The sequence below is a fragment of the Luteimonas sp. 9C genome (assembly GCF_902506295.1).
GTDB lineage: Bacteria > Pseudomonadota > Gammaproteobacteria > Xanthomonadales > Xanthomonadaceae > Luteimonas.
In genome coordinates, this window is record NZ_LR733312.1 from 1,881,903 (window position 1) to 1,899,479 (window position 17,577).

Annotated in this window: 23 protein-coding genes; 12 read left to right on the forward strand and 11 right to left on the reverse strand. The window is 69.7% G+C overall.

Features of this window, described 5'->3' with window-relative positions; all coding sequences use genetic code 11:
* The first annotated feature begins 392 nt into the window (after positions 1-392).
* The 5 genes from CURTO8I2_RS08530 to accC all read left to right on the forward strand — a co-directional run bounded on the left by CURTO8I2_RS08530 (position 393) and on the right by accC (position 5,864).
* Complete coding sequence (locus tag CURTO8I2_RS08530; RefSeq protein WP_159681613.1) at positions 393-2,795, forward strand: protein-disulfide reductase DsbD; 2,403 nt, start codon at positions 393-395, stop codon at positions 2,793-2,795.
* The gene (locus CURTO8I2_RS08535; protein ID WP_159680368.1) at positions 2,792-3,391 is read left to right on the forward strand and encodes a TlpA disulfide reductase family protein; all 600 of its coding nucleotides are present in this window, start codon (positions 2,792-2,794) and stop codon (positions 3,389-3,391) included. Before CURTO8I2_RS08530 ends, CURTO8I2_RS08535 begins: the two co-directional genes overlap by 4 nt.
* 103 nt (positions 3,392-3,494) lie before the next feature.
* Positions 3,495-3,938 carry a type II 3-dehydroquinate dehydratase gene (aroQ, locus tag CURTO8I2_RS08540; protein ID WP_159680369.1) on the forward strand — a complete coding sequence of 148 codons (444 nt, stop codon included), beginning with the start codon at positions 3,495-3,497 and terminating at the stop codon, positions 3,936-3,938.
* A gap of 68 nt (positions 3,939-4,006) precedes the next feature.
* Positions 4,007-4,486, forward strand: coding sequence for an acetyl-CoA carboxylase biotin carboxyl carrier protein (gene accB / locus CURTO8I2_RS08545; RefSeq protein WP_159680371.1), 480 nt, complete (start codon positions 4,007-4,009; stop codon positions 4,484-4,486).
* A 10-nt stretch (positions 4,487-4,496) separates the two neighbouring features.
* On the forward strand, positions 4,497-5,864 hold the full coding sequence (accC, locus tag CURTO8I2_RS08550) for an acetyl-CoA carboxylase biotin carboxylase subunit (protein ID WP_159680372.1): 1,368 nt from the start codon (positions 4,497-4,499) through the stop codon (positions 5,862-5,864).
* A gap of 38 nt (positions 5,865-5,902) precedes the next feature.
* On the opposite strand, the gene CURTO8I2_RS08555 is transcribed toward accC, so the two are convergent.
* Positions 5,903-6,409: a hypothetical protein gene (locus CURTO8I2_RS08555; RefSeq protein ID WP_159680373.1), complete on the reverse strand. Its 507-nt coding sequence runs from the start codon at positions 6,407-6,409 to the stop codon at positions 5,903-5,905.
* A 140-nt stretch (positions 6,410-6,549) separates the two neighbouring features.
* Between CURTO8I2_RS08555 and CURTO8I2_RS08560 the strand changes: the two genes are divergently transcribed.
* Entirely contained in the window at positions 6,550-6,741 is a 192-nt protein-coding gene (locus CURTO8I2_RS08560) for a hypothetical protein (RefSeq protein WP_159680374.1), read from the forward strand.
* Between the two features lie 27 nt (positions 6,742-6,768).
* Here CURTO8I2_RS08560 and CURTO8I2_RS08565 read toward each other — a convergent pair whose 3' ends face one another.
* The 4 genes from CURTO8I2_RS08565 to CURTO8I2_RS08580 form a co-directional block, all read right to left on the reverse strand.
* On the reverse strand, positions 6,769-7,104 hold the full coding sequence (locus tag CURTO8I2_RS08565) for a hypothetical protein (protein WP_159680375.1): 336 nt from the start codon (positions 7,102-7,104) through the stop codon (positions 6,769-6,771).
* 209 nt (positions 7,105-7,313) lie between these two features.
* Complete coding sequence (locus CURTO8I2_RS08570) at positions 7,314-7,733, reverse strand: hypothetical protein (protein WP_159680377.1); 420 nt, start codon at positions 7,731-7,733, stop codon at positions 7,314-7,316.
* Between the two features lie 182 nt (positions 7,734-7,915).
* Positions 7,916-8,659, reverse strand: coding sequence for an HAD family hydrolase (locus CURTO8I2_RS08575; RefSeq protein WP_159680378.1), 744 nt, complete (start codon positions 8,657-8,659; stop codon positions 7,916-7,918).
* Between the two features lie 120 nt (positions 8,660-8,779).
* Positions 8,780-9,154, reverse strand: a complete 375-nt coding sequence (locus CURTO8I2_RS08580) for an EF-hand domain-containing protein (protein ID WP_159680379.1) — start codon at positions 9,152-9,154, stop codon at positions 8,780-8,782.
* A 384-nt stretch (positions 9,155-9,538) separates the two neighbouring features.
* Here CURTO8I2_RS08580 and CURTO8I2_RS08585 point away from each other — a divergent pair, with 384 nt between their 5' ends.
* Positions 9,539-10,735 carry a PQQ-dependent sugar dehydrogenase gene (locus tag CURTO8I2_RS08585; RefSeq protein ID WP_159680380.1) on the forward strand — a complete coding sequence of 399 codons (1,197 nt, stop codon included), beginning with the start codon at positions 9,539-9,541 and terminating at the stop codon, positions 10,733-10,735.
* Between the two features lie 59 nt (positions 10,736-10,794).
* Here the strand turns inward: CURTO8I2_RS08585 and CURTO8I2_RS08590 are convergent, their stop codons facing one another.
* The gene (locus tag CURTO8I2_RS08590; protein WP_159680381.1) at positions 10,795-11,568 is read right to left on the reverse strand and encodes a lytic transglycosylase domain-containing protein; all 774 of its coding nucleotides are present in this window, start codon (positions 11,566-11,568) and stop codon (positions 10,795-10,797) included.
* A 124-nt stretch (positions 11,569-11,692) separates the two neighbouring features.
* Between CURTO8I2_RS08590 and CURTO8I2_RS08595 the strand changes: the two genes are divergently transcribed.
* A complete protein-coding gene (locus CURTO8I2_RS08595) occupies positions 11,693-12,211 on the forward strand; it encodes an adenine phosphoribosyltransferase (RefSeq protein ID WP_236551043.1) in 519 nt (172 codons plus the stop codon).
* A gap of 60 nt (positions 12,212-12,271) precedes the next feature.
* Entirely contained in the window at positions 12,272-12,751 is a 480-nt protein-coding gene (locus CURTO8I2_RS08600) for a cupin domain-containing protein (protein ID WP_159680383.1), read from the forward strand.
* 7 nt (positions 12,752-12,758) lie between these two features.
* On the opposite strand, the gene CURTO8I2_RS08605 is transcribed toward CURTO8I2_RS08600, so the two are convergent.
* Both CURTO8I2_RS08605 and CURTO8I2_RS08610 read right to left on the reverse strand, forming a co-directional pair.
* Complete coding sequence (locus tag CURTO8I2_RS08605; RefSeq protein ID WP_159680384.1) at positions 12,759-13,205, reverse strand: hypothetical protein; 447 nt, start codon at positions 13,203-13,205, stop codon at positions 12,759-12,761.
* Positions 13,206-13,266: 61 nt separating this feature from the next.
* On the reverse strand, positions 13,267-13,977 hold the full coding sequence (locus CURTO8I2_RS08610) for an SOS response-associated peptidase (protein WP_159680386.1): 711 nt from the start codon (positions 13,975-13,977) through the stop codon (positions 13,267-13,269).
* 143 nt (positions 13,978-14,120) lie between these two features.
* Here CURTO8I2_RS08610 and CURTO8I2_RS08615 point away from each other — a divergent pair, with 143 nt between their 5' ends.
* Entirely contained in the window at positions 14,121-14,321 is a 201-nt protein-coding gene (locus tag CURTO8I2_RS08615; RefSeq protein WP_159680388.1) for a hypothetical protein, read from the forward strand.
* A gap of 154 nt (positions 14,322-14,475) precedes the next feature.
* Here the strand turns inward: CURTO8I2_RS08615 and CURTO8I2_RS08620 are convergent, their stop codons facing one another.
* Entirely contained in the window at positions 14,476-14,751 is a 276-nt protein-coding gene (locus CURTO8I2_RS08620) for a hypothetical protein (RefSeq protein ID WP_159680390.1), read from the reverse strand.
* Positions 14,752-14,918: 167 nt separating this feature from the next.
* Here CURTO8I2_RS08620 and CURTO8I2_RS08625 point away from each other — a divergent pair, with 167 nt between their 5' ends.
* Entirely contained in the window at positions 14,919-15,518 is a 600-nt protein-coding gene (locus CURTO8I2_RS08625) for a DNA-3-methyladenine glycosylase (protein ID WP_201295540.1), read from the forward strand.
* Here the strand turns inward: CURTO8I2_RS08625 and CURTO8I2_RS08630 are convergent.
* Positions 15,515-15,838, reverse strand: coding sequence for a thioredoxin family protein (locus CURTO8I2_RS08630; protein ID WP_159680394.1), 324 nt, complete (start codon positions 15,836-15,838; stop codon positions 15,515-15,517). The two genes, CURTO8I2_RS08625 and CURTO8I2_RS08630, sit on opposite strands and share 4 nt — an antisense overlap.
* On the reverse strand, positions 15,838-16,236 hold the full coding sequence (locus CURTO8I2_RS08635; protein WP_159680396.1) for a host attachment family protein: 399 nt from the start codon (positions 16,234-16,236) through the stop codon (positions 15,838-15,840). The genes CURTO8I2_RS08630 and CURTO8I2_RS08635 overlap by 1 nt, the downstream gene beginning before the upstream one ends.
* 173 nt (positions 16,237-16,409) lie before the next feature.
* On the opposite strand from CURTO8I2_RS08635, the gene CURTO8I2_RS08640 reads away from it, so the two are divergent.
* The gene (locus CURTO8I2_RS08640) at positions 16,410-17,576 is read left to right on the forward strand and encodes a heparan-alpha-glucosaminide N-acetyltransferase domain-containing protein (RefSeq protein ID WP_255475777.1); all 1,167 of its coding nucleotides are present in this window, start codon (positions 16,410-16,412) and stop codon (positions 17,574-17,576) included.
* Position 17,577: the final 1 nt, after the last annotated feature.

The following is a 17,577-nucleotide window of genomic DNA, read 5'->3' on the forward strand; positions in this document are numbered from 1 at the left end:
TGGCAACGGGAAGTCGGAAATTATACCGACCGGTTCACTAATGCGTGGGGCCGCCTGACGGGATGCTGCGTCCCCGTCGGCGCGCAAGCGTGGAGTCGGACGCGTGGAGGCGCCGTGCACGGGTGCACCGGCGTCGCGCTTCGGCACTGCGCCACCCGCAGCGACGCAGCGGTCGAGACTTCGGCCGCCCGTGTTCCCGCCTCCGTGCGGCTTGCGAGCATCCGCTGCCGGACCGGCCAGCTGGTCCCGGGCGGGGTACATCTGGGCCACGGGTGGCCCGGGCCGTCGATGATCAGGCCTGGGCGCACACGCCGCCGGCGCTGAACTGCTGTTCGGCATCCGTCGCGGCGGCCTGCGATACTGGCGCGATGCGCGCGCTCTCCTCCGAAGTCATGTCAGGCCGCGATCGCCGGCTCTCCTTCTTTGCGGGCGCGCCGGCCCGCGTGATCGCGGGACTGCTGGCCGGCCTCCTGCTGCTGGCCGGGCTGCCGGCCCGGGCGCAGGGCATCGGCTTCGACGACGTCCTGCCGGTCGACGAAGCGCTGCGGGTCTCCACCGAAGCGGTCGCGCCGGACCGGATCGAGATCCGCTGGGCCATCGCCGACGGGTATTACCTCTACCGCCACCGCATGGGCGCGCGGGTGGAGGCCGGCTTCAAGACCAATCCCCTGCAGTTGCCGGACGGCCGCAAGCACACCGACGAGTTCTTCGGCGAGGTCGAGACGTATCGCGGCCAAGTCACCGCCGTCCTGACCGGCGCGCCGGCCGACGGCGTCGACCGGGTGCAGGTCGAGGTGAAGTACCAGGGCTGCGCGGATGCGGGCATCTGCTATCCGCCGCAGACGCGCACCCTGCAGGTCGCCTTGCCGCGCGGCGCAGGCCGCGCGCCGACCACTCGCGATTCCGGCTTCGCTGCGCTGGGCCAGGCGCTTGGCGGCAACAGCGCGGGGCGCGCGCCGACCCTCATCGGCGCGAACGATGCCCTGCCGCCGGAGCGCGCGTTCGCATTCGAGGCCATCGCGGGCGACGGCGACACGATCCTGCTGCGCTTCACCCCAGCCACGGGCTACTACCTCTACCGCGACCGCAACCGCTTCGAGGTGCGCGGCGTCGAAGGCATCCGTGCCGGCGCGCCGCGCTGGCCCAAGGGACAAGCGCATCACGATGCGCATTTCGGCGACGTCACCGTCTACTTCGACCAGGTCGACGTGCCGTTGCCGCTGGTACGCACGACGTCCGCCGCGGCGGACGTCGATGTCGTCGCGACCTTCCAGGGCTGCCAGAGCGAAGGCATCTGCTATCCGCCGATGACCCGCACGGTGCGCGTCGCGCTGCCGGCAGGGCGCGCGCAGACCGTCGCCGAAGCGGCTGCGGCACTGGCGGGCACTGCGTCGGGGGATGCGTCCCCCACGGCCCCGTCCGGCGCGTCCGAGGTTGCCGGGGCGCCTGAAGCGCCGGCACCCGCGACATCCGGCGCCCTCGACACGTCCGCAGGGCCGGGCGCGGCAGCCGACGCCGCGGATGCCAGCGCCGACAACGCGGCGCGTACACGGCCGCCCGGCGACGCGTCGATCGGCCTGTTCGCCGCACTCGGCTTGGCCCTGCTCGGCGGTTTGCTGCTGAATCTGATGCCCTGCGTGCTGCCGATCCTGTCGCTGAAGGTGCTGGGCATCGCGAAGAGCGGCGGCAGTCGCGCCGCCGCGCGCTCGCACGCGCTCTGGTACACGGCCGGCGTGCTGGTCGCGTTCGCCGCGGTCGGATTACTGGTGATCGCGCTGCGCGCCGCCGGCCAGGCGCTGGGCTGGGGCTTCCAGTTGCAGCAGCCGTGGTTCGTCGCGGCGCTGGCCTATCTGATGTTCGCGGTGGGCCTGAGCCTGTCGGGTGTGTTCACTCTCGGCGGGCGCATCGGCAACGTCGGGCAGGCCCTCGCCGGGCGCACCGGTCCGGTCGGCGACTTCTTCACTGGCGTGCTGGCCTGCGTGGTCGCCAGCCCATGCATCGCGCCGTTCATGGGCGGCGCGCTGGCCTATGCGTTCACCGCGTCCACGCCGATGGCGCTGGCGGTGTTCCTGATGCTGGGCCTGGGCCTCGCCCTGCCGTTCCTGCTGATCGGCCTGGTGCCGGCGCTCGCCGACCGCCTGCCGAAACCCGGCGCGTGGATGGAGACGCTGAAGCAGGTGCTGGCGTTCCCGATGTATCTCACCGCCCTGTGGCTGGCTTGGGTGCTCGGCAAGCAGCGCGGCGTCGATGCGATGGCGCTGCTGGTGGCCGGCATGACCGTGCTCGCGCTGGCGCTGTGGTGGTTCGAACGCCGTCGCTGGACCGGCCACGCGCTGCATCGCGGCCTCGCGCTGGCGCTCGCCCTGGTGGCGCTGCTGCCGGTGTTCGCCGTTGGGATGCTGACCGCCCCGGTGGCCACGACCGCTGCGGCCAGCGCCGACGGTGCGCGGATCGCCTACGCCGCCGACCGTCTGGCCGCCTTGCGCGCCGCCGGCACGCCGGTGTTCGTCAACATGACCGCCGACTGGTGCGTGACCTGCAAGGCCAACGAACGCCGGGTGCTGTCGGGTGACGCCTTCAAGACGGCGCTGGCCGATGCCGGGGCGGCCTACATGGTCGGTGACTGGACCAATGTGGATCCGGAGATCGGTGCCTTCCTCGAAGCGCACGGCGCCGTCGGGGTACCGCTCTACGTGGTGTATCCCGCCGGCGGCGGTGACGGTGTGGTGCTGCCGGCGCTGCTCAGCGATGCGATCGTCGTCGACGCGCTCGGGCGCGCGGGACCGGGTCCGTGAAGGTCGGGCCGCTGACGGTCGTCGTGATCGCGGTCGTCGCCGGCGGTCTCGGCGTGCTCGCCAGCCTGTTCGTCGGTGGTCCGGGACCGCTGCTCGGCACCGAGACCGGGCAACACCTGTATGCCGACACGCTCAGCGCCACCGCGCCTGCGCCGCCGCAAGGCGTGACCGTCGCGCGCCGCGGCGACGTCATCGCGCCCTTCGAGGTCGCCGGTCTCGATAGCCCGGTGCTGCAGCTGCCGGCCGCCTATGCGGGTCGTCCGGTGCTGGTGAACCTGTGGGCCAGCTGGTGCGGCCCCTGCATCGAGGAGATGCCGGAACTCGACCGGTTCGCCCGCGCGCAGGGTGATACCGGGGTACAGGTGCTCGGGATCGCGCTCGACGACGCCGACGCCGTTCGCGCGTTTCTCGACCGCATTCCGGTGGCCTACCCCATCGCCCTCGATGCACCGGGGCCGGCCGATGCCGGCGTGCGTCTGGGCAATCCGCGCGGCGTGTTGCCCTATACCGTGCTGCTGTCGCCCGACGGCCGGTTGCTGAAGCAACGGATCGGGCCGTTTGCCCACGGTGAGATCGACAGCTGGGTCAAGCCCTGACGGCGAAAATTCAAACGGGCGTTTAAAATCGTCAAACGTCTGCGAACTGGACACCATCGGGGACATCCCGCAGACTTCGCGCACCCGCCGCACCGCGTCCCCGATGGCCTCGATCCTCGTCCTGCACGGCCCCAACCTCAACCTGCTCGGCACCCGCGAGCCGCAGGTCTACGGGCACGCGACCCTGGCCGACATCGACACTGCACTGCAGACGACCGCACAGGCCGCCGGCCACACGCTGGAGAGCCTGCAGTCGAATGCCGAGCACGTGCTGGTCGACCGGGTGCAGGCCGCCCGCAGCGACGGCACCGCGCTGATCCTGCTCAACCCCGCCGCGCTCACCCACACCTCGGTGGCCCTGCGCGACGCGCTGGCCGCGGTGGCGCTGCCGTTCTACGAGATCCACCTGTCGAACCCGCACCGCCGGGAGCCGTTCCGCCACACCAGTTACTTCAGCGACCTCGCCATCGGCGTGGTCTGCGGTTTCGGCGCCGACAGCTACCGCTACGCACTCGACGCCGCGATCGCCCGGCTGCGCGCCGGCTGAGACCCGCTCCCAACCCTTCCGTTCCGTCTTCGCGCGATTGCGCGACCCACGCAAAGAGAGAGGCCCGCATGGACCTGAGAAAGATCAAGAAGCTCATCGACCTGCTCGAAGAGTCCAATCTGACCGAGATCGAGATCAAGGAAGGCGAGGAATCGGTGCGTCTGTCGCGCAATTCGGCCGCCGCGCCGATGATGTACGCGCAGGCACCGGCGCCGGCCGCACCGCGTCCGGCCGAACCGGTGATGCCGATGAGCTCGCCGGTCGATGCCGCCACGGGCGGCACGCCGAAGGCCGCGGACGACGAGCTGCCCCCGGGCCAGGTGGCCAAGTCGCCGATGGTCGGCACCTATTACGCGTCTCCGGCGCCGGACAAGCCGGCCTTCGTGACCGTGGGCCAGTCGGTCAAGGTCGGCGACACGCTGGGCATCATCGAGGCGATGAAGATGTTCAACCCGATCGAGGCCGAGACCTCGGGCACGGTCGTCGCGATCCTCTGCGAGAGCGGTCAGCCGGTCGAGTTCGACCAGCCGCTGTTCGTGATCGGCTGAGGCCGCCGCGATGCTGGAGAAAGTCGTCATCGCCAACCGCGGTGAGATCGCGCTGCGCATCCTGCGCGCGTGTCACACCCTCGGCATCCGTACGGTCGCGGTGCACTCCACCGTCGACCGCAACCTCAAGCACGTGGCGATGGCCGACGAATCGGTCTGCATCGGCCCGCCGCCCTCCGCGCAGAGCTATCTCGACATGCCGGCGATCATCGCCGCGGCCGAGGTCACCGATGCCCAGGCGATCCACCCGGGCTACGGTTTTCTCAGCGAGAACGCCGATTTCGCCGAGCGCGTCGAGCAGTCGGGCTTCATCTTCATCGGGCCGAAGGCCGAGACCATCCGCCTGATGGGCGACAAGGTCGAGGCGATCCGCGCGATGAAAGAGGCCGGCGTGCCCTGCGTGCCCGGCTCCGGCGGCCCGCTCGGCGACGACGCGGCGACCAACGTGAAGATCGCCCGCGAGATCGGCTATCCGGTCATCGTCAAGGCGGCCGGCGGCGGCGGTGGACGCGGCATGCGCGTGGTCCACACCGAGGCCGCGCTGGTCAACGCGATCGCGACGACCAAGCAGGAAGCCAAGGCCGCGTTCTCGAACGACATGGTCTACATGGAGAAGTTCCTCGAGAACCCGCGTCACGTGGAGATCCAGGTGCTGGCCGACGGCCAGGGCGGCGCGATCCATCTGGGCGAGCGCGACTGCTCGATGCAGCGCCGCCACCAGAAGGTCGTCGAGGAGGCGCCGGCGCCGGGGATCACGGCCGAGGCGCGGGCGGAGATCGGCAAGGTCTGCGTGGATGCCTGCATCCGCATCGGCTATCGCGGCGCGGGCACGTTCGAGTTCCTCTACGAGGACGGCCGCTTCTACTTCATCGAAATGAACACCCGCATCCAGGTCGAGCATCCGGTGACGGAACTCGTGACCGGCATCGACCTGGTGCGCGAGCAGCTGATGATCGCCTCGGGCCACAAGCTGTCGATCAAGCAGGAAGACGTGGTGCTGACCGGCCATGCGATCGAGTGCCGCATCAACGCCGAGGACCCGGACACCTTCATGCCCTCGCCCGGCACGATCCGGCACTTCCACGCGCCGGGTGGCCCGGGCGTGCGCGTGGACACGCACGTCTACGAAGGCTATGCGGTGCCGCCGAACTACGACTCGATGATCGGCAAGCTGATCGTGCACGGCGCCGATCGCGAACAGGCGATCTGCCGTATGCGCGTGGCGCTGTCGGAGATGGTCGTCGACGGCATCAAGACCAATATCCCGCTGCAGCAGCGGATCATGCGCGACCAGGGCTTCGCGGCCGGTGGACAGAACATCCACTATCTCGAGAAGCGCCTCGCCGAGCGCAAGAACAAGACGCTGGCGATCGGCTGAGGCATCTCCGGGCGTCGCCTGCGCGGCGCCCGGACCGCTCAGTCCGCCCGATCCGGAAACGCGCGACGCAGGGCTGCGTCCAGACGGATCGGCCGCGCCCAGCGATCGAAGCTCGACACCAGCCCGCGACGCACGCGCACGAATGTCTCCGTGCCGGGGCCTGCGTCCAACCGGTCGAGCACCCCGCGCCATCCGGCAGCCGGATCGCGCCGCCATTCGGCGATGATCTCGCGGCAGGTCCGCCCCAGCGACCGCGCCGTCGCGCAGGCCAGATACACGTCCGCCGGCCGCGCGCCGGCTGCCAGCAACTCGTCGACGAACGCGCGCGGCGCGCTCTGGTAGCGCACCAGCTCGTCCACGAACGCGCCGCGATAGCGGCCGGCATAGAGGTCGACGTCTGCGAGCCAGGTGTCGAGCCAGACATCTCCGGTAAGCGACGGCGCCACGTCCGCAGGCGCCGTCGTGCCTGCGGGCGCGTCCTGCGCGAGCACAGGCGCCACCGGGGCGATCAGCAGCAACGCGATCAGGACGGAACGGATGGGCATGGTGACGTGCTCCTCGAATGGCCGGGAGGTCGCGTGGGCGCCGTTGACCCGGATGCGTGCAGGCGACCGCGTGACCACGACGCCCCCGCGACGCACGGCGAACGACCATAGCCCACCCCTGCGATACAAGGACAGCCGCGATGACCGCCCTCCCCACCCGCTCCCGCACCGCCCGCATCTGGCGCTGGAGCCTCGGCATCGGTGTGGCCGTCGTACTGCTGGGCGTCTGGTGGCTGGCGCTCGACCGGTTCGCCGCGCGGATCGGCCTCGACGCGGAAAGCAGCCTGCGCGAACTGCCGCGCAGCGAGGACAACCGCCTGCGGGCGGATTGATCCGCCTACCACGGACCGCGCGTCCGGTCAGCGCGCGGCGATGACCAGCGTGCCCGGACGCCCGCCCTGGTGCCACCAGTCGCCCGTTGCCGTTACGCGCAGGGCGATGCTGCCCTTGCGCATCGCCAGGTCGTCACCGGCCTCGCCACTGGCGACGTAGGCGCCGATCACGTCGCGCGGATCCTCGAGACCGCTGAAGCTCGCCGCGCCCGCATCGATGCGCAGGGCGTCGCCGCCGTCGGCTTTCACGCTGACCCGCACGGGCAACGTCCGCCCGTCGTCGCATCGCAGTTCGCCGATGCCGCGCGCGGTGCGGTGACGCGCCGACCAGTCACCGGCCGTGAACGCCAGTTCGCAGCGCATCGCCTCGGCTGCGACCCCCGTGGCCGGGACGCCCGCGAGTGTGCAGAGCACCAGGGCGCACGCTGGCAGTGGGTGGAATCGACGGACACGACATGGAATGCGCATGGGCCCAACGCTAGCAGAAGCGCCTGGCGGACACACGCCGCAGTCTGTGACTGCGGCATGGCAATGGTTTGCGCGAGGCGCGCGTCACGCGCGCGGTGCAGCCGTCAGCGCCAGCGGCGATCGCGCGCGCGGTCCTGGCGCGGATCGTAGTACTGCACGGTGCAACGACCGCGACGGTCGCAGCTCTCGCGGCGCACCTGGTGGTTGTTGCGCCAGCCGTGCGCCGGTGCGTGACGCGGCGGTCCCTTGTGACGCGAGTAGTAGCGCGCGTCGTAATGCCGCGGCGCCATCCGGTAGTAGACCGGGCGGCCGCGATGGTCGTACGACACGCGCAGACGGTCGTTGTAGTTCCCGCGGTAGTACGGCTGGTTGCCGCGCAACACCACATCGGCGACATCGACGATGACCTGCACGAGGTCGTCGCCGGACTGTGCATGCGCCGGCGCCGGCGCAAGCGCGGCGGCCGACAGGCCGACAGCGAGCAGGCCGGGCGCAATCCATCGGGTCAGGGGGTTGGTGATCATGACGTCTCTCCAGTGGGCCGCCACCGCAGCGGCCATGGGGCCAACATGGCGCGTCCGGAATGAACAGGCGTGCAATTTCCCCGCGCAGGCCGCGTGCCGGGCAGCGACGTAAAGAATCGGTTCAAACTGGAACCGTTTACCGCCGTTGAAAGCGTTTACGCCGACGATACGCGCAGCAGACGTCAGGCCTCGCGCGGCGTCCTCGCGCATACAGCCAAGGCGTCGACAGCTGCGGGCAGTGCGTCCGGCGCGGCAACCACGCGCATCCTGGGCGCCTGGTCCTGGTCCGTCGGGATCTCCGCCGCGGTCTCGTGCGCCCAGGTGGTGCGGTACGGCATGTGCACGCCCCAGCCGCCGAGCGCGAGGACCGGCGCGATGTCCGAACGCAGCGAATTGCCGATCATCAGGAACTGCCCCGCGTCGATCCCGAACTCGGCCAGCAGCCGGGCATAGGTCGGCGGATCCTTCTCGCTGACGATCTCGATGCGCCGGAACAGATCCGACAGCCCGGACTCGCGCACCTTGGCCTCCTGATGGAACAGGTCGCCCTTGGTGATCAGCACCACGTCGAACTCCACGGCCACCGCTTCGACCGCCTTGCGGATGCCGGGCAACAGTTTGACCGGATGCCGCAGCAGGCCTTTCGCCATCTCGACGATGCGATGCAGATCCAGGGCAGCGATACGCCCCCCGGTGATCTGCGTCGCCGACTCGACCATCGACAGCGCCATGCCTTTCACGCCGTAGCCGAAGACCGCGATGTTGGCCGTCTCCACCGCATACAGCGCGTCGAGCACCCGCACATCGGCCAGATCGACATAGCCACCGACGATCCGCTCGAATTCGGCCTGCGCGTCGTCGAAATAATCCTGGCTGCGCCAGAGCGTGTCGTCGGCGTCGAAGCCGATCATGCGGAGTCCGGTCATGCGTGCAGTATGCGCCGGCGTGTCAGGCAAACATCGCGGCGTGCCACGAAAAAGGGCGGCCCGAAGGCCGCCCCAAGGCGCGTGATCACATGCATCGATCACGTCATGCATGCGCCGCAATCACTCCTCCGCAGCGCCCGCGCCTGCTGCCTGGCGGTTCACGAAGTCGCGATATTCCTCGGGCGTGATGAAGCCATCACCGTCGGCGTCGACTTCACTGAACACCTGCGCGAGGCCTTCGAGGCCTGCCGCTTCCGCCTGGCTGAGCTTGCCGTCGCCATCGGCATCGAGATCGGCCCAGGTGACCTGGCCCTGCTGGGCCTGCGGCGCTTCGGCCGTGGCGTCCTGCGCATAATCCTGCGTCGTGGTCGCAGCCTCGGTGGTCGGCGGCGCCTGCGTGGTGGAGGCGGCCGGATCCTGCGCGAATGCCATCGGCATGGCCATGGCAACACCCAGGGCGATCATCGCGGTCAGCGGCTTGCGTGCATTCTTCATGAGCGTCTTCTCCGTGTTTCAGAACTTGGGTTTGTTGCGCGGGGTGGTGATGCGTCCTCGTCGGGGATACCGCACGGAAGCCACCTTGCAGGCGGTCGAATGAACCGGGCGGAGACCGCGGACGCGCGACTTACGAACGCTTAACCACAGAGCGTGCCACGCGCTCTAGTGCAATCGTTCGCGGCAGGTGAGCGCAAGCCGCGGAACCCCTTCGCACAGGCGATGCGGACGTGCACACATTTGCGTCCACTGGACGTCCTGATGCGCCCGGCGCGCTGAATCGAACACAACGTTTACGATCTCCGCCGCGCGCCCCACCAGAGCGCGCCATGGCAGGCGCTATGCGACACTCGGGTTCACCCTGATTGCGCCCCGGAGATCGGCATGACACGCACGCGACCCCTCGTTCTCACCACCCTGGCTGCCTCGCTGCTGTGGCTGTCAGGCTGTAACGGCAATGCCGCCAACGGGACGGCGACACAGGACGCCGCCTCGCCCCAGGCGACTGCCGCCGATACCGGCGCGGCGCCGGCCGCCGATGCGATCGAAGGCCTGCCGTTCGCGAGCACGGCCGTGGCGACGTTCAACGAGCCCTGGGCGATCGGCTTCCTGCCGGACGGCAGCGTGCTTGTCACCGAGAAGAGCGGCGTGCTCAAGCACGTGACGCTGCCGGGCGGCGAGGTCCGCGAGATCTCGGGCGTGCCGGCCGTCGCCTACACCGGCCAGGGCGGGCTCGGCGACGTGAAGCCGCATCCGCAGTTCGCGCAGAACGGCATCGTGTACCTGAGCTTCGCGGAAGAAGGCGAAGGCGGCCGCGGCGCGGCCGTCGCACGCGGACGCCTCGATCTGGAAGCCGGTGCACTGCAGGACGTCTCGGTCGTCTGGCGCCAGGTACCGAAGGTCGATGGCGCGGGACACTACGGCCATCGCATCGCATTCGATGGCGACGGCAAGCTGTGGATCTCGTCGGGTGAGCGGCAGAAGTTCGATCCCTCGCAGAACATGCAGTCCAACCTCGGCAAGGTCGTGCGTCTGAACGACGATGGCAGCGTGCCCGACGACAATCCGTTCGCCGGCAAGGGCGAGGTCGCCTCGCAGGTCTGGTCGCTCGGCCACCGCAACCCGCTCGGCATCGCCTTCGATGCGCAGGGCCGGCTGTGGAACAGCGAGATGGGGCCGGCCGGCGGCGACGAACTCAACCTCGTCAAGCGCGGCGCGAACTACGGCTATCCGATCGTCTCCAACGGCGACCACTACGATGGTCGCGAGATTCCCGACCACGACACGCGCCCCGAGTTCGAGAAGCCGGCGATCACGTGGACGCCGGTGATCTCGCCGTCGAGCCTGGCCTTCTACAGCGGCACGCTGTTCCCGGCGTGGACCGGCAACGCCTTCATCGGCGGCCTGTCGGGCCAGGCGCTGGTCCGCGTGGAGATCGACGGCGACAGCGCGCGCGAAGCCGAGCGGTTCCCGATGGGTGGGCGCATCCGTGATGTCGCGCAGGGCCCGGACGGCGCGCTGTACGTGATCGAGGACGGCAAGGACGGCCGCCTGATCCGGCTGGCGCCGCGCGCGGGCTGACCGCCCACGCGTCGCAACGCAGGCCGCGGGACACCGCGGCCTGCGTCGTTTTAGGAACTTCAGATTTCCGGCCGCTCGACCGGATTGCCCAGCGCCGCGCGGTAGCGCACGTACAGCGCCTGCACCTTGTCGATGTAGGCGCGCGTCTCCGCATACGGCGGCACGCCGTCGAACCGCGTGACCGTGCCGATGCCCGCGTTGTAGGCGGCGAGCGCGAGCGTGCGGTCGCCGTCGTAGCGGCGCAGCAGACCGCGCAGATGGCGCGCGCCGGCGCGGATCGATTCGGCCGGCGCGTCCGGATCCACGACCCCGTAGTCGGCAATGACATCCGGCATCAGCTGCATCACCCCACGCGCGCCCTTCGGCGACACGGCCGTGGCATCGAAGCCGCTTTCGGCGTGGGCGATCGCGCGCAGCCAGGCTTCGTCGAGTCCATAGGTCTTCGCATTCGCCGCGAACAGCGCCGAGTGCGGCTTCAGCTGTGGCGCGCCGACGTTGCCCAGGCCTGCGTGGGCGGGCTCGCCGGGCGGCGTCTGTGCGGTGAAGCGCAGGTACTCGCGCGACCCCGGCAGCCGGCGCGTGCCGTAGACCATCACGCCGTCCTGCTCGCGCTCGTACAGCACGCCGCTGAAGACGCCCATCGCGCCCCACAGATTCGGCGTCTGCACCGCGTCGTCGGCGATCTCGCGCGCTTCGCATTTCGACCCCGGCTCGGGCGCGGTCGACAGGCTCACCGTGCCGCCCTTGACGCAGCGCCACACGGTCCGCGCCTCGACCGGCGCGGCGGCCACGAGCGCGGTCGCGATCACGATGGCCGGCCAACGGTGCGACATGGACGGGAGCTGGGGCATGGCGGCACCGGAGACGGGGCGCGGCCTTCGAGGCCGCCGTGGGTGCACATTGTGTCGGAACGCCTGTGCAGCCATGATCGTCGCCCCCCGAACGAGCCCTCCCCCGATGCCGCACTGGTCGTCGCTGATCCGGGACATCCCGGACTTTCCAAAACCCGGCATCGTGTTCAAGGACATCACGCCGGTCCTCGCCGATGCACGCGGCTTCGCCGATGCGATCGACGCGATGGCCGCCCCGTGGCGCGACGCGGTGCCCGACGCCTTCATCGGCATCGAGTCTCGCGGTTTCATCTTCGCCGCCGCGCTCGCCCATGCGCTGGGCACGGGCTTCGTCCCGGTGCGCAAGCCGGGCAAGCTGCCGGCGCGCACGCTGTCGCACGACTACGCACTCGAATACGGCAGCGACCGGCTGGAAATGCACGCCGATGCCTTGCCGCCCGGCGCACGCGTGGTGCTGGTCGACGATGTGCTCGCCACCGGCGGTACGTTGCGCGCCGCGTTGTCGCTCGCACGCCGGCAGGGCGCGGCCGTCGTCGGCGCCGCGGTACTCGTCGAACTACCCGAGCTCGAGGGCCGCGCACGCTGGGACAGCGACGCGCCGCTGCACGTCGCCCTGCAGGGCTGACTTCCCGGCGCGCTGACGCCTACTTGGGCAGGCTGTCGGCAGATCGGTCCGGAGCCTGCGATGCGCGTCGAACATCTGGTTCTCGGCCCCAACGACTGGGTGCCGAACAATCCATCAATCGCGGTGCGCGTGTATCGCGGGCTGCGCGCAGCCGACGGCCACGTGCTGGATGCGCCGGCCTTCGAGCGCACGTTCGCGTCGCACGGCTGGCCGCCGGACTGGCGCGGTGGCGTCTACGCCTATCACCACTACCATTCGACGGCGCACGAAGTGCTGGGCGTGTACGCGGGTCGCGCGCGATTGGAGATTGGAGGGCCGGACGGCAGCATCTTCACGCTTGAAACAGGCGACGCGCTGTATTTGCCGGCGGGCACCGGACATCGCTGTCTCAATTCCGACGACGCGTTCCGCGTGGTCGGTGCCTATCCCGATGGACAGGACTGGGATCTGCAGCGCGATGCGCCGGATGCGACGACGCGCGCGCGCATCCATGCGCTGCCGGCGCCGCCGCGCGATCCCACCGACGGCGCGCCGTTCTAGCGTTGCGTCAGGGGGTTGCAGGCGCCGGCGGCGCACCGCGCTTGGCCTGCTCGAGCAACGCCGCGAAACGCGCCTGACGCAGCTGGTCGCCGAGCGTCGTGCACTGGGGACCGACCGGGCGTGACGCGAGCTGCGTGCGCATGGTGCCGGCCACCTGGTCGAACTGTGCGTCGACGGCCTGGACCGTCGCGGCGAACTCGGGCGAATCGGGCTTGCGGCCCTTCGCGGCCACGTAATCGGGGTTGTTCAGGCGGAACTGCGTCACGCCGGTGTCGAGCGCCTGTGCGCCGGCCGGATCCTTGGCGCAGAACTCGCGGAAGACCTCGATCTGCCGGTCGAAGACGTGTGCGCCCATGTAAGCGGCCTGGGTGTCGTCGAGCGGGGCCTGGGCGAATGCCGGTGCGCCGACGGCGGCAAGGGACAGCGCAAGACAGGCGGTGCGCAGGATCGTCATGGGGAAACTCCGGAGCGGTCGGGGGAAGCGCGGACGATAGCGCTGCGATGTGAGATTTTCGTCAGTCGTCGTCGACGTCTCCGTCGGGGTCGTCGTCCATCTCGTCGGCGGCCTCTGGCACCGCGGGTTCGAGCAGGGTGTAATCGTCGACGTCGCGGCTGCGGATCCGCTTCGAGACGGGATAGGCCTCGAGTGCCGGCTGCGGCGTGCCGGCGATCCGAGCGGGATCGGGTGCGGGACCGGACAGCCAATCGAGAATGTTCGCAGCCGGCAGGAACAGCGGCCCGTCAGGCGAGAGCGGCCGTGGGATCGCGGTGTTCGGCATCGTCAGCAGTGCGAACGAGGCCAGCGGCGGCGGCTCGCGTTCCCACAGATCCCACACGCCAGCTGCGAACAGCAGGTCGCCACTACGCGACTGGATGAAATGCGGCACGGGATGTGCGCCGCTACGGTCCCATTTGTAATAGCCGTTCATCGGCACGACGCACCGGCGCGATGCCCACGGCCTCGCGTAGATGCGACTGGTCGGTGCGCGATTGAGGCGCGCAGTGATCGTGCTGTACGCGGTTTCCGGCAGCTTCGACCAGCGCGGCACCAGTCCCCAGCGCAGCATATCCACGGCGACTTCGCCGTCGTGCATGACCAGCGCGAGTGCAGCGCCGTTGGATGCGATGTTGTAGCGCGGCGGCGCGTCCGACAGCGCAGACGCAAGCGTCGGCGGCAGACCGGACGGTACGGCGTCGGCGGCGATGGCCTGCACGAATCTACGCATCTGCCGGCTCCGGATCGACGAGGTGGTGCGCGCGATGCGACATGCCGCAAGCCTGCGATGCCGCACGTGAAGCAGGTGCGGATTTCACGCGTGCATGTCGCGACCGCGGCCACGGTGGCACGTCCCCGAACCGAGACGCTGCCATGCAGATGCCGAACCCTTCGCACCCGCCCACGCCGCCCGATGACGTGCCCGGCAGCATTCCGCATCCGATGCACGATCCGATGCCGGACCAGCCGGTCGATCCGCCGCTGCCGACGCCCGGCGATCCCGAGCGCGACCCGCAGCCCATGCAGGACCCGCCGGCGCCGAACCAGCCGCAGGATCCACCGCAGACGTATTGAGTACACGGCGCACGATCAGCGCGATGCGCCGCGGCGCGTGTCGCGATCCGGCGCCTGGACCTGGGCCGCGCGCGCTGGCGTGCAAAGGCGTCGGCGCCACGGCCGGGCCGGTCCGGCGCGCGGCAGGCGCCCGGCGTCCGGCCGACAGCACGTCCTAGAGCGCGACGGCGACCGCCGCGCCCGTCACGTCACGATGCGCATCCGGGCGTTCCGACTCGGCCGGTGCATAGGTGCGCGCGCGCTCGTAACCACCGTCGGCACCGAACACGCGGACGATCGCGCCGCTCGCAACGATCAGCGGATTCGCGGCCAGCGTGTCGAATGCGGACGAGTGCGTCGCGTGATGCGAGGGTGCGGCGTCGCCGGCGGCGGCCAGCTCCCAGTCGAAGGTGGCGGCGTTGTGCCGCAGGGTGAAACTGAGTGGAGGCATTGCGGAGGTGTCCATCGACGGCGGGGAGCGCCGGGCACTGCGGCATCCTCACAGCTGCGGCATGACGGCATCGTGTGTGACGCCCGCAAGGTCGATGCGTGGCGCCCGGTGATGCGGCATTCGCGCGCGGCCCACGCGATACCCGGCACGCTGCCCGCATGCGTCCTCTGCCCCGCCGTTTCTATGCCCGCGATGCGCAGGTCGTCGCCCCCGAGCTGCTCCACAAGGTGCTGATCACCACGGACGGACGCCGCGCGCGCATCGTCGAAGTCGAAGCCTATTGCGGCCGGGACGATCCGGCGGCGCATTCGTTCCGCGGACCGACGCCGCGCAACGCCGTGATGTTCGGCGCTGCCGGGCATCTGTATGTCTATTTCATCTACGGCATGCACTGGGCGATCAACGCGGTCTGCGGACACCGTTCCGGTCATGGCGTCCTGATTCGCGCAGCGGAGCCTCTGGCGGGACTGGAGTGCATGGCCGAGGCCCGGCGCACGGCAACGCCGACGTTGCTGGCCTCCGGGCCAGGACGATTGGCGCAGGCACTGGGCGTCACGCGCGCGGACGCCGGTCTCGATATCACCCGGCGCACGTCCCGCATCTGGATCGGCGATGACGGGCTGCCGCCGCCTGACGCGCCGTCGGTTACGACCCGCATCGGTATCCGGCATGCGGTGGACGCACCCTGGCGCTTCTGCGTGCCGGGCAGCCCCCATGTCTCGAAACATCGCGGGCCACCGAAGGCCCGGCTTCCGCGCCTGCGCTAGTCCAGCGTGCGGAGCGCTTCTTCGACGTCCGCTGCGTCGGTCGGACGCACGACGCGCGCGCGTTCCACGCCATCGCGCATCACGATCAACGTGGGCCACAGCTTCACGGAGAAGCTGCGGCCGAGCGGACGACCCTTGCCATCCTCGATCTTCAGATGGTCGACCGGTCCGTGACCGGCGAGCGCCGCAGCGATCGCCGGTTGTGCAGCCTGGCAATGGCCGCACCAGTCAGTGCCGAACTCGATCACCAGCGGCCCACGCTGCGCGTCGATCGCGTCGCGTGGCGGCGCCTCCGCGCGATAGCCGCTGGCGGTGTCCATCAGGACAGCGAACGCTGGATGTCTTCGAGCGGTGCGTTGGTCAGGTCCTTGGCGAGATCACCGACCAGGCGTTGCTGGGTCTCCTTGTGCAACAGCGGCCGCACGCGGCCCAGCGTCTTGGCATCGGCGATCAGCACCAGATGCGCGTACTTGTTCTTCAGTGCGCCATCGTTGAGCCCCTTCGCCAGCTGCTTGGCGAATGTCGCTTCGTCGAGCTGCGAGGCGCTCGATTCCGACGGCATCGAACCCGACGGGCCTTCGTCGTCGAGGTTCATGCCTTCCAGCAGTGCCTCCTGCTTCAGCGCCAGGTTGCGGTCGTCTCCGGTGTTGCTGAACACGCGGGCCGAGCCGCCATCCGCCACTACGATCAGGGCACCCTGCGGAATCTTCATCGTCATCTTCGCCTCCATCTGTTTGGTCTGTGCCGCGATACGGCTGTCACCAGCGTAGGCACGCAAATGTGAGCGGCATGGCACGGCTCCGTTCGGACCACGGCGCTGTGTTCAGGACCAAGGGGGACGCACGGAACGGTCATGTAATAATCTAACAATTGAACGTTTCCGGTTGCACCGTGTCCTCGACCGTTCCCGCCCCTGCGCCCTTCGCGCGCCTGTCCTCGATCGACCTGCTCCGCGGCACCGTGATGGTGCTGATGCTGCTCGACCACGTCCGCGAGACATTTTTCCTGCACGTGCAACTGGGCGATCCGGTCGATGTGGCCACGGCCTCGCCCGCACTGTTCGCCTGCCGCCTGCTGGCGCACCTGTGCGCGCCGGTGTTCGTCTTCCTGACCGGCCTCTCGGCCTGGCTCTACGCGAGCCGCCAGCGCGACGGCCGCCGCGCGGCATCCGCGTTCCTGTTCAAGCGCGGTCTGTTCCTGGTCGTGCTCGAGCTCACCCTGGTGAACTTCGCGTGGACCTTCGAATTCCCGCCGCAGACACTCTATCTGCAGGTGATCTGGGCGATCGGCCTGAGCATGCTGGGACTGTCGGCGCTGCTGTGGCTGCCGCGCGCGGCACTGGTCGCACTGGCGGTCGTCGTCGTCGCGGGACACAACCTGCTCGATGGCGTGCGCCTCGACGCCGGGCACCCGCTGCACACACTGTGGGCGGTGCTGCACCAGCGCGACTGGCTGCAGTTCGGCGATGCGGTGCGCGCGCGCACCTCCTATCCGGTGCTGCCCTGGATCGGTGTCATCGCACTGGGCTGGGCAGCCGGCCCCTGGTTCGCACGTGACGCGTCCACGTCGCGGCGACACGCTCTGCTGCTCTGGAGTGGGCTTGCCGCAGTCACCGGCTTCCTGCTGCTGCGCGTGGTCAATGTCTACGGCGACGCGGCGTGGACACTGCAGGACGGCGCTGCGCGGACCCTGATGGCGTTCTTCAACGTCACCAAATACCCGCCGTCGCTGCAGTTCGTGCTGCTGACGCTCGGCATGGGTCTGCTGCTATTGCGGCTCTACGAGTCACCTGCGGTGGCACGCCGTCTGCAGCCGCTGTCGGCGCTGGGCGCGGCGCCGATGTTCTTCTACCTGCTGCACCTGTACGTGCTGAAGCTGCTGTACCTGGGTGCGGTCGCGCTGTGGGGCACCAATCGCGGTGCGGTGTTCGGGTTCGACAGCGTCGCCACGCTGGTCGCGCTTTCGATCGCGCTGGCGCTGCTGCTGCAGCCGCCGACGGCGGCGTTCGCGCGACTCAAGGCGCGCAGGCGCGATCTCGCCTGGCTGCGCTACCTCTGAG

Coding starts and splice junctions, on each gene's coding strand:
- CURTO8I2_RS08530 (WP_159681613.1), top strand. CDS start 393: ATGTCAGGCCGCGATCGCCGGCTCTCCTTCTTTGCGGGCGCGCCGGCC.
- aroQ (WP_159680369.1), top strand. CDS start 3,495: ATGGCCTCGATCCTCGTCCTGCACGGCCCCAACCTCAACCTGCTCGGC.
- accB (WP_159680371.1), top strand. CDS start 4,007: ATGGACCTGAGAAAGATCAAGAAGCTCATCGACCTGCTCGAAGAGTCC.
- accC (WP_159680372.1), top strand. CDS start 4,497: ATGCTGGAGAAAGTCGTCATCGCCAACCGCGGTGAGATCGCGCTGCGC.
- CURTO8I2_RS08555 (WP_159680373.1), bottom strand. CDS start 6,409: ATGCCCATCCGTTCCGTCCTGATCGCGTTGCTGCTGATCGCCCCGGTG.
- CURTO8I2_RS08560 (WP_159680374.1), top strand. CDS start 6,550: ATGACCGCCCTCCCCACCCGCTCCCGCACCGCCCGCATCTGGCGCTGG.
- CURTO8I2_RS08565 (WP_159680375.1), bottom strand. CDS start 7,104: ATGCGCTGCGAACTGGCGTTCACGGCCGGTGACTGGTCGGCGCGTCAC.
- CURTO8I2_RS08570 (WP_159680377.1), bottom strand. CDS start 7,733: ATGATCACCAACCCCCTGACCCGATGGATTGCGCCCGGCCTGCTCGCT.
- CURTO8I2_RS08575 (WP_159680378.1), bottom strand. CDS start 8,659: ATGACCGGACTCCGCATGATCGGCTTCGACGCCGACGACACGCTCTGG.
- CURTO8I2_RS08580 (WP_159680379.1), bottom strand. CDS start 9,154: ATGAAGAATGCACGCAAGCCGCTGACCGCGATGATCGCCCTGGGTGTT.
- CURTO8I2_RS08585 (WP_159680380.1), top strand. CDS start 9,539: ATGACACGCACGCGACCCCTCGTTCTCACCACCCTGGCTGCCTCGCTG.
- CURTO8I2_RS08590 (WP_159680381.1), bottom strand. CDS start 11,568: ATGTCGCACCGTTGGCCGGCCATCGTGATCGCGACCGCGCTCGTGGCC.
- CURTO8I2_RS08595 (WP_236551043.1), top strand. CDS start 11,693: ATGCCGCACTGGTCGTCGCTGATCCGGGACATCCCGGACTTTCCAAAA.
- CURTO8I2_RS08600 (WP_159680383.1), top strand. CDS start 12,272: ATGCGCGTCGAACATCTGGTTCTCGGCCCCAACGACTGGGTGCCGAAC.
- CURTO8I2_RS08605 (WP_159680384.1), bottom strand. CDS start 13,205: ATGACGATCCTGCGCACCGCCTGTCTTGCGCTGTCCCTTGCCGCCGTC.
- CURTO8I2_RS08610 (WP_159680386.1), bottom strand. CDS start 13,977: ATGCGTAGATTCGTGCAGGCCATCGCCGCCGACGCCGTACCGTCCGGT.
- CURTO8I2_RS08615 (WP_159680388.1), top strand. CDS start 14,121: ATGCAGATGCCGAACCCTTCGCACCCGCCCACGCCGCCCGATGACGTG.
- CURTO8I2_RS08620 (WP_159680390.1), bottom strand. CDS start 14,751: ATGCCTCCACTCAGTTTCACCCTGCGGCACAACGCCGCCACCTTCGAC.
- CURTO8I2_RS08630 (WP_159680394.1), bottom strand. CDS start 15,838: ATGGACACCGCCAGCGGCTATCGCGCGGAGGCGCCGCCACGCGACGCG.
- CURTO8I2_RS08635 (WP_159680396.1), bottom strand. CDS start 16,236: ATGACGATGAAGATTCCGCAGGGTGCCCTGATCGTAGTGGCGGATGGC.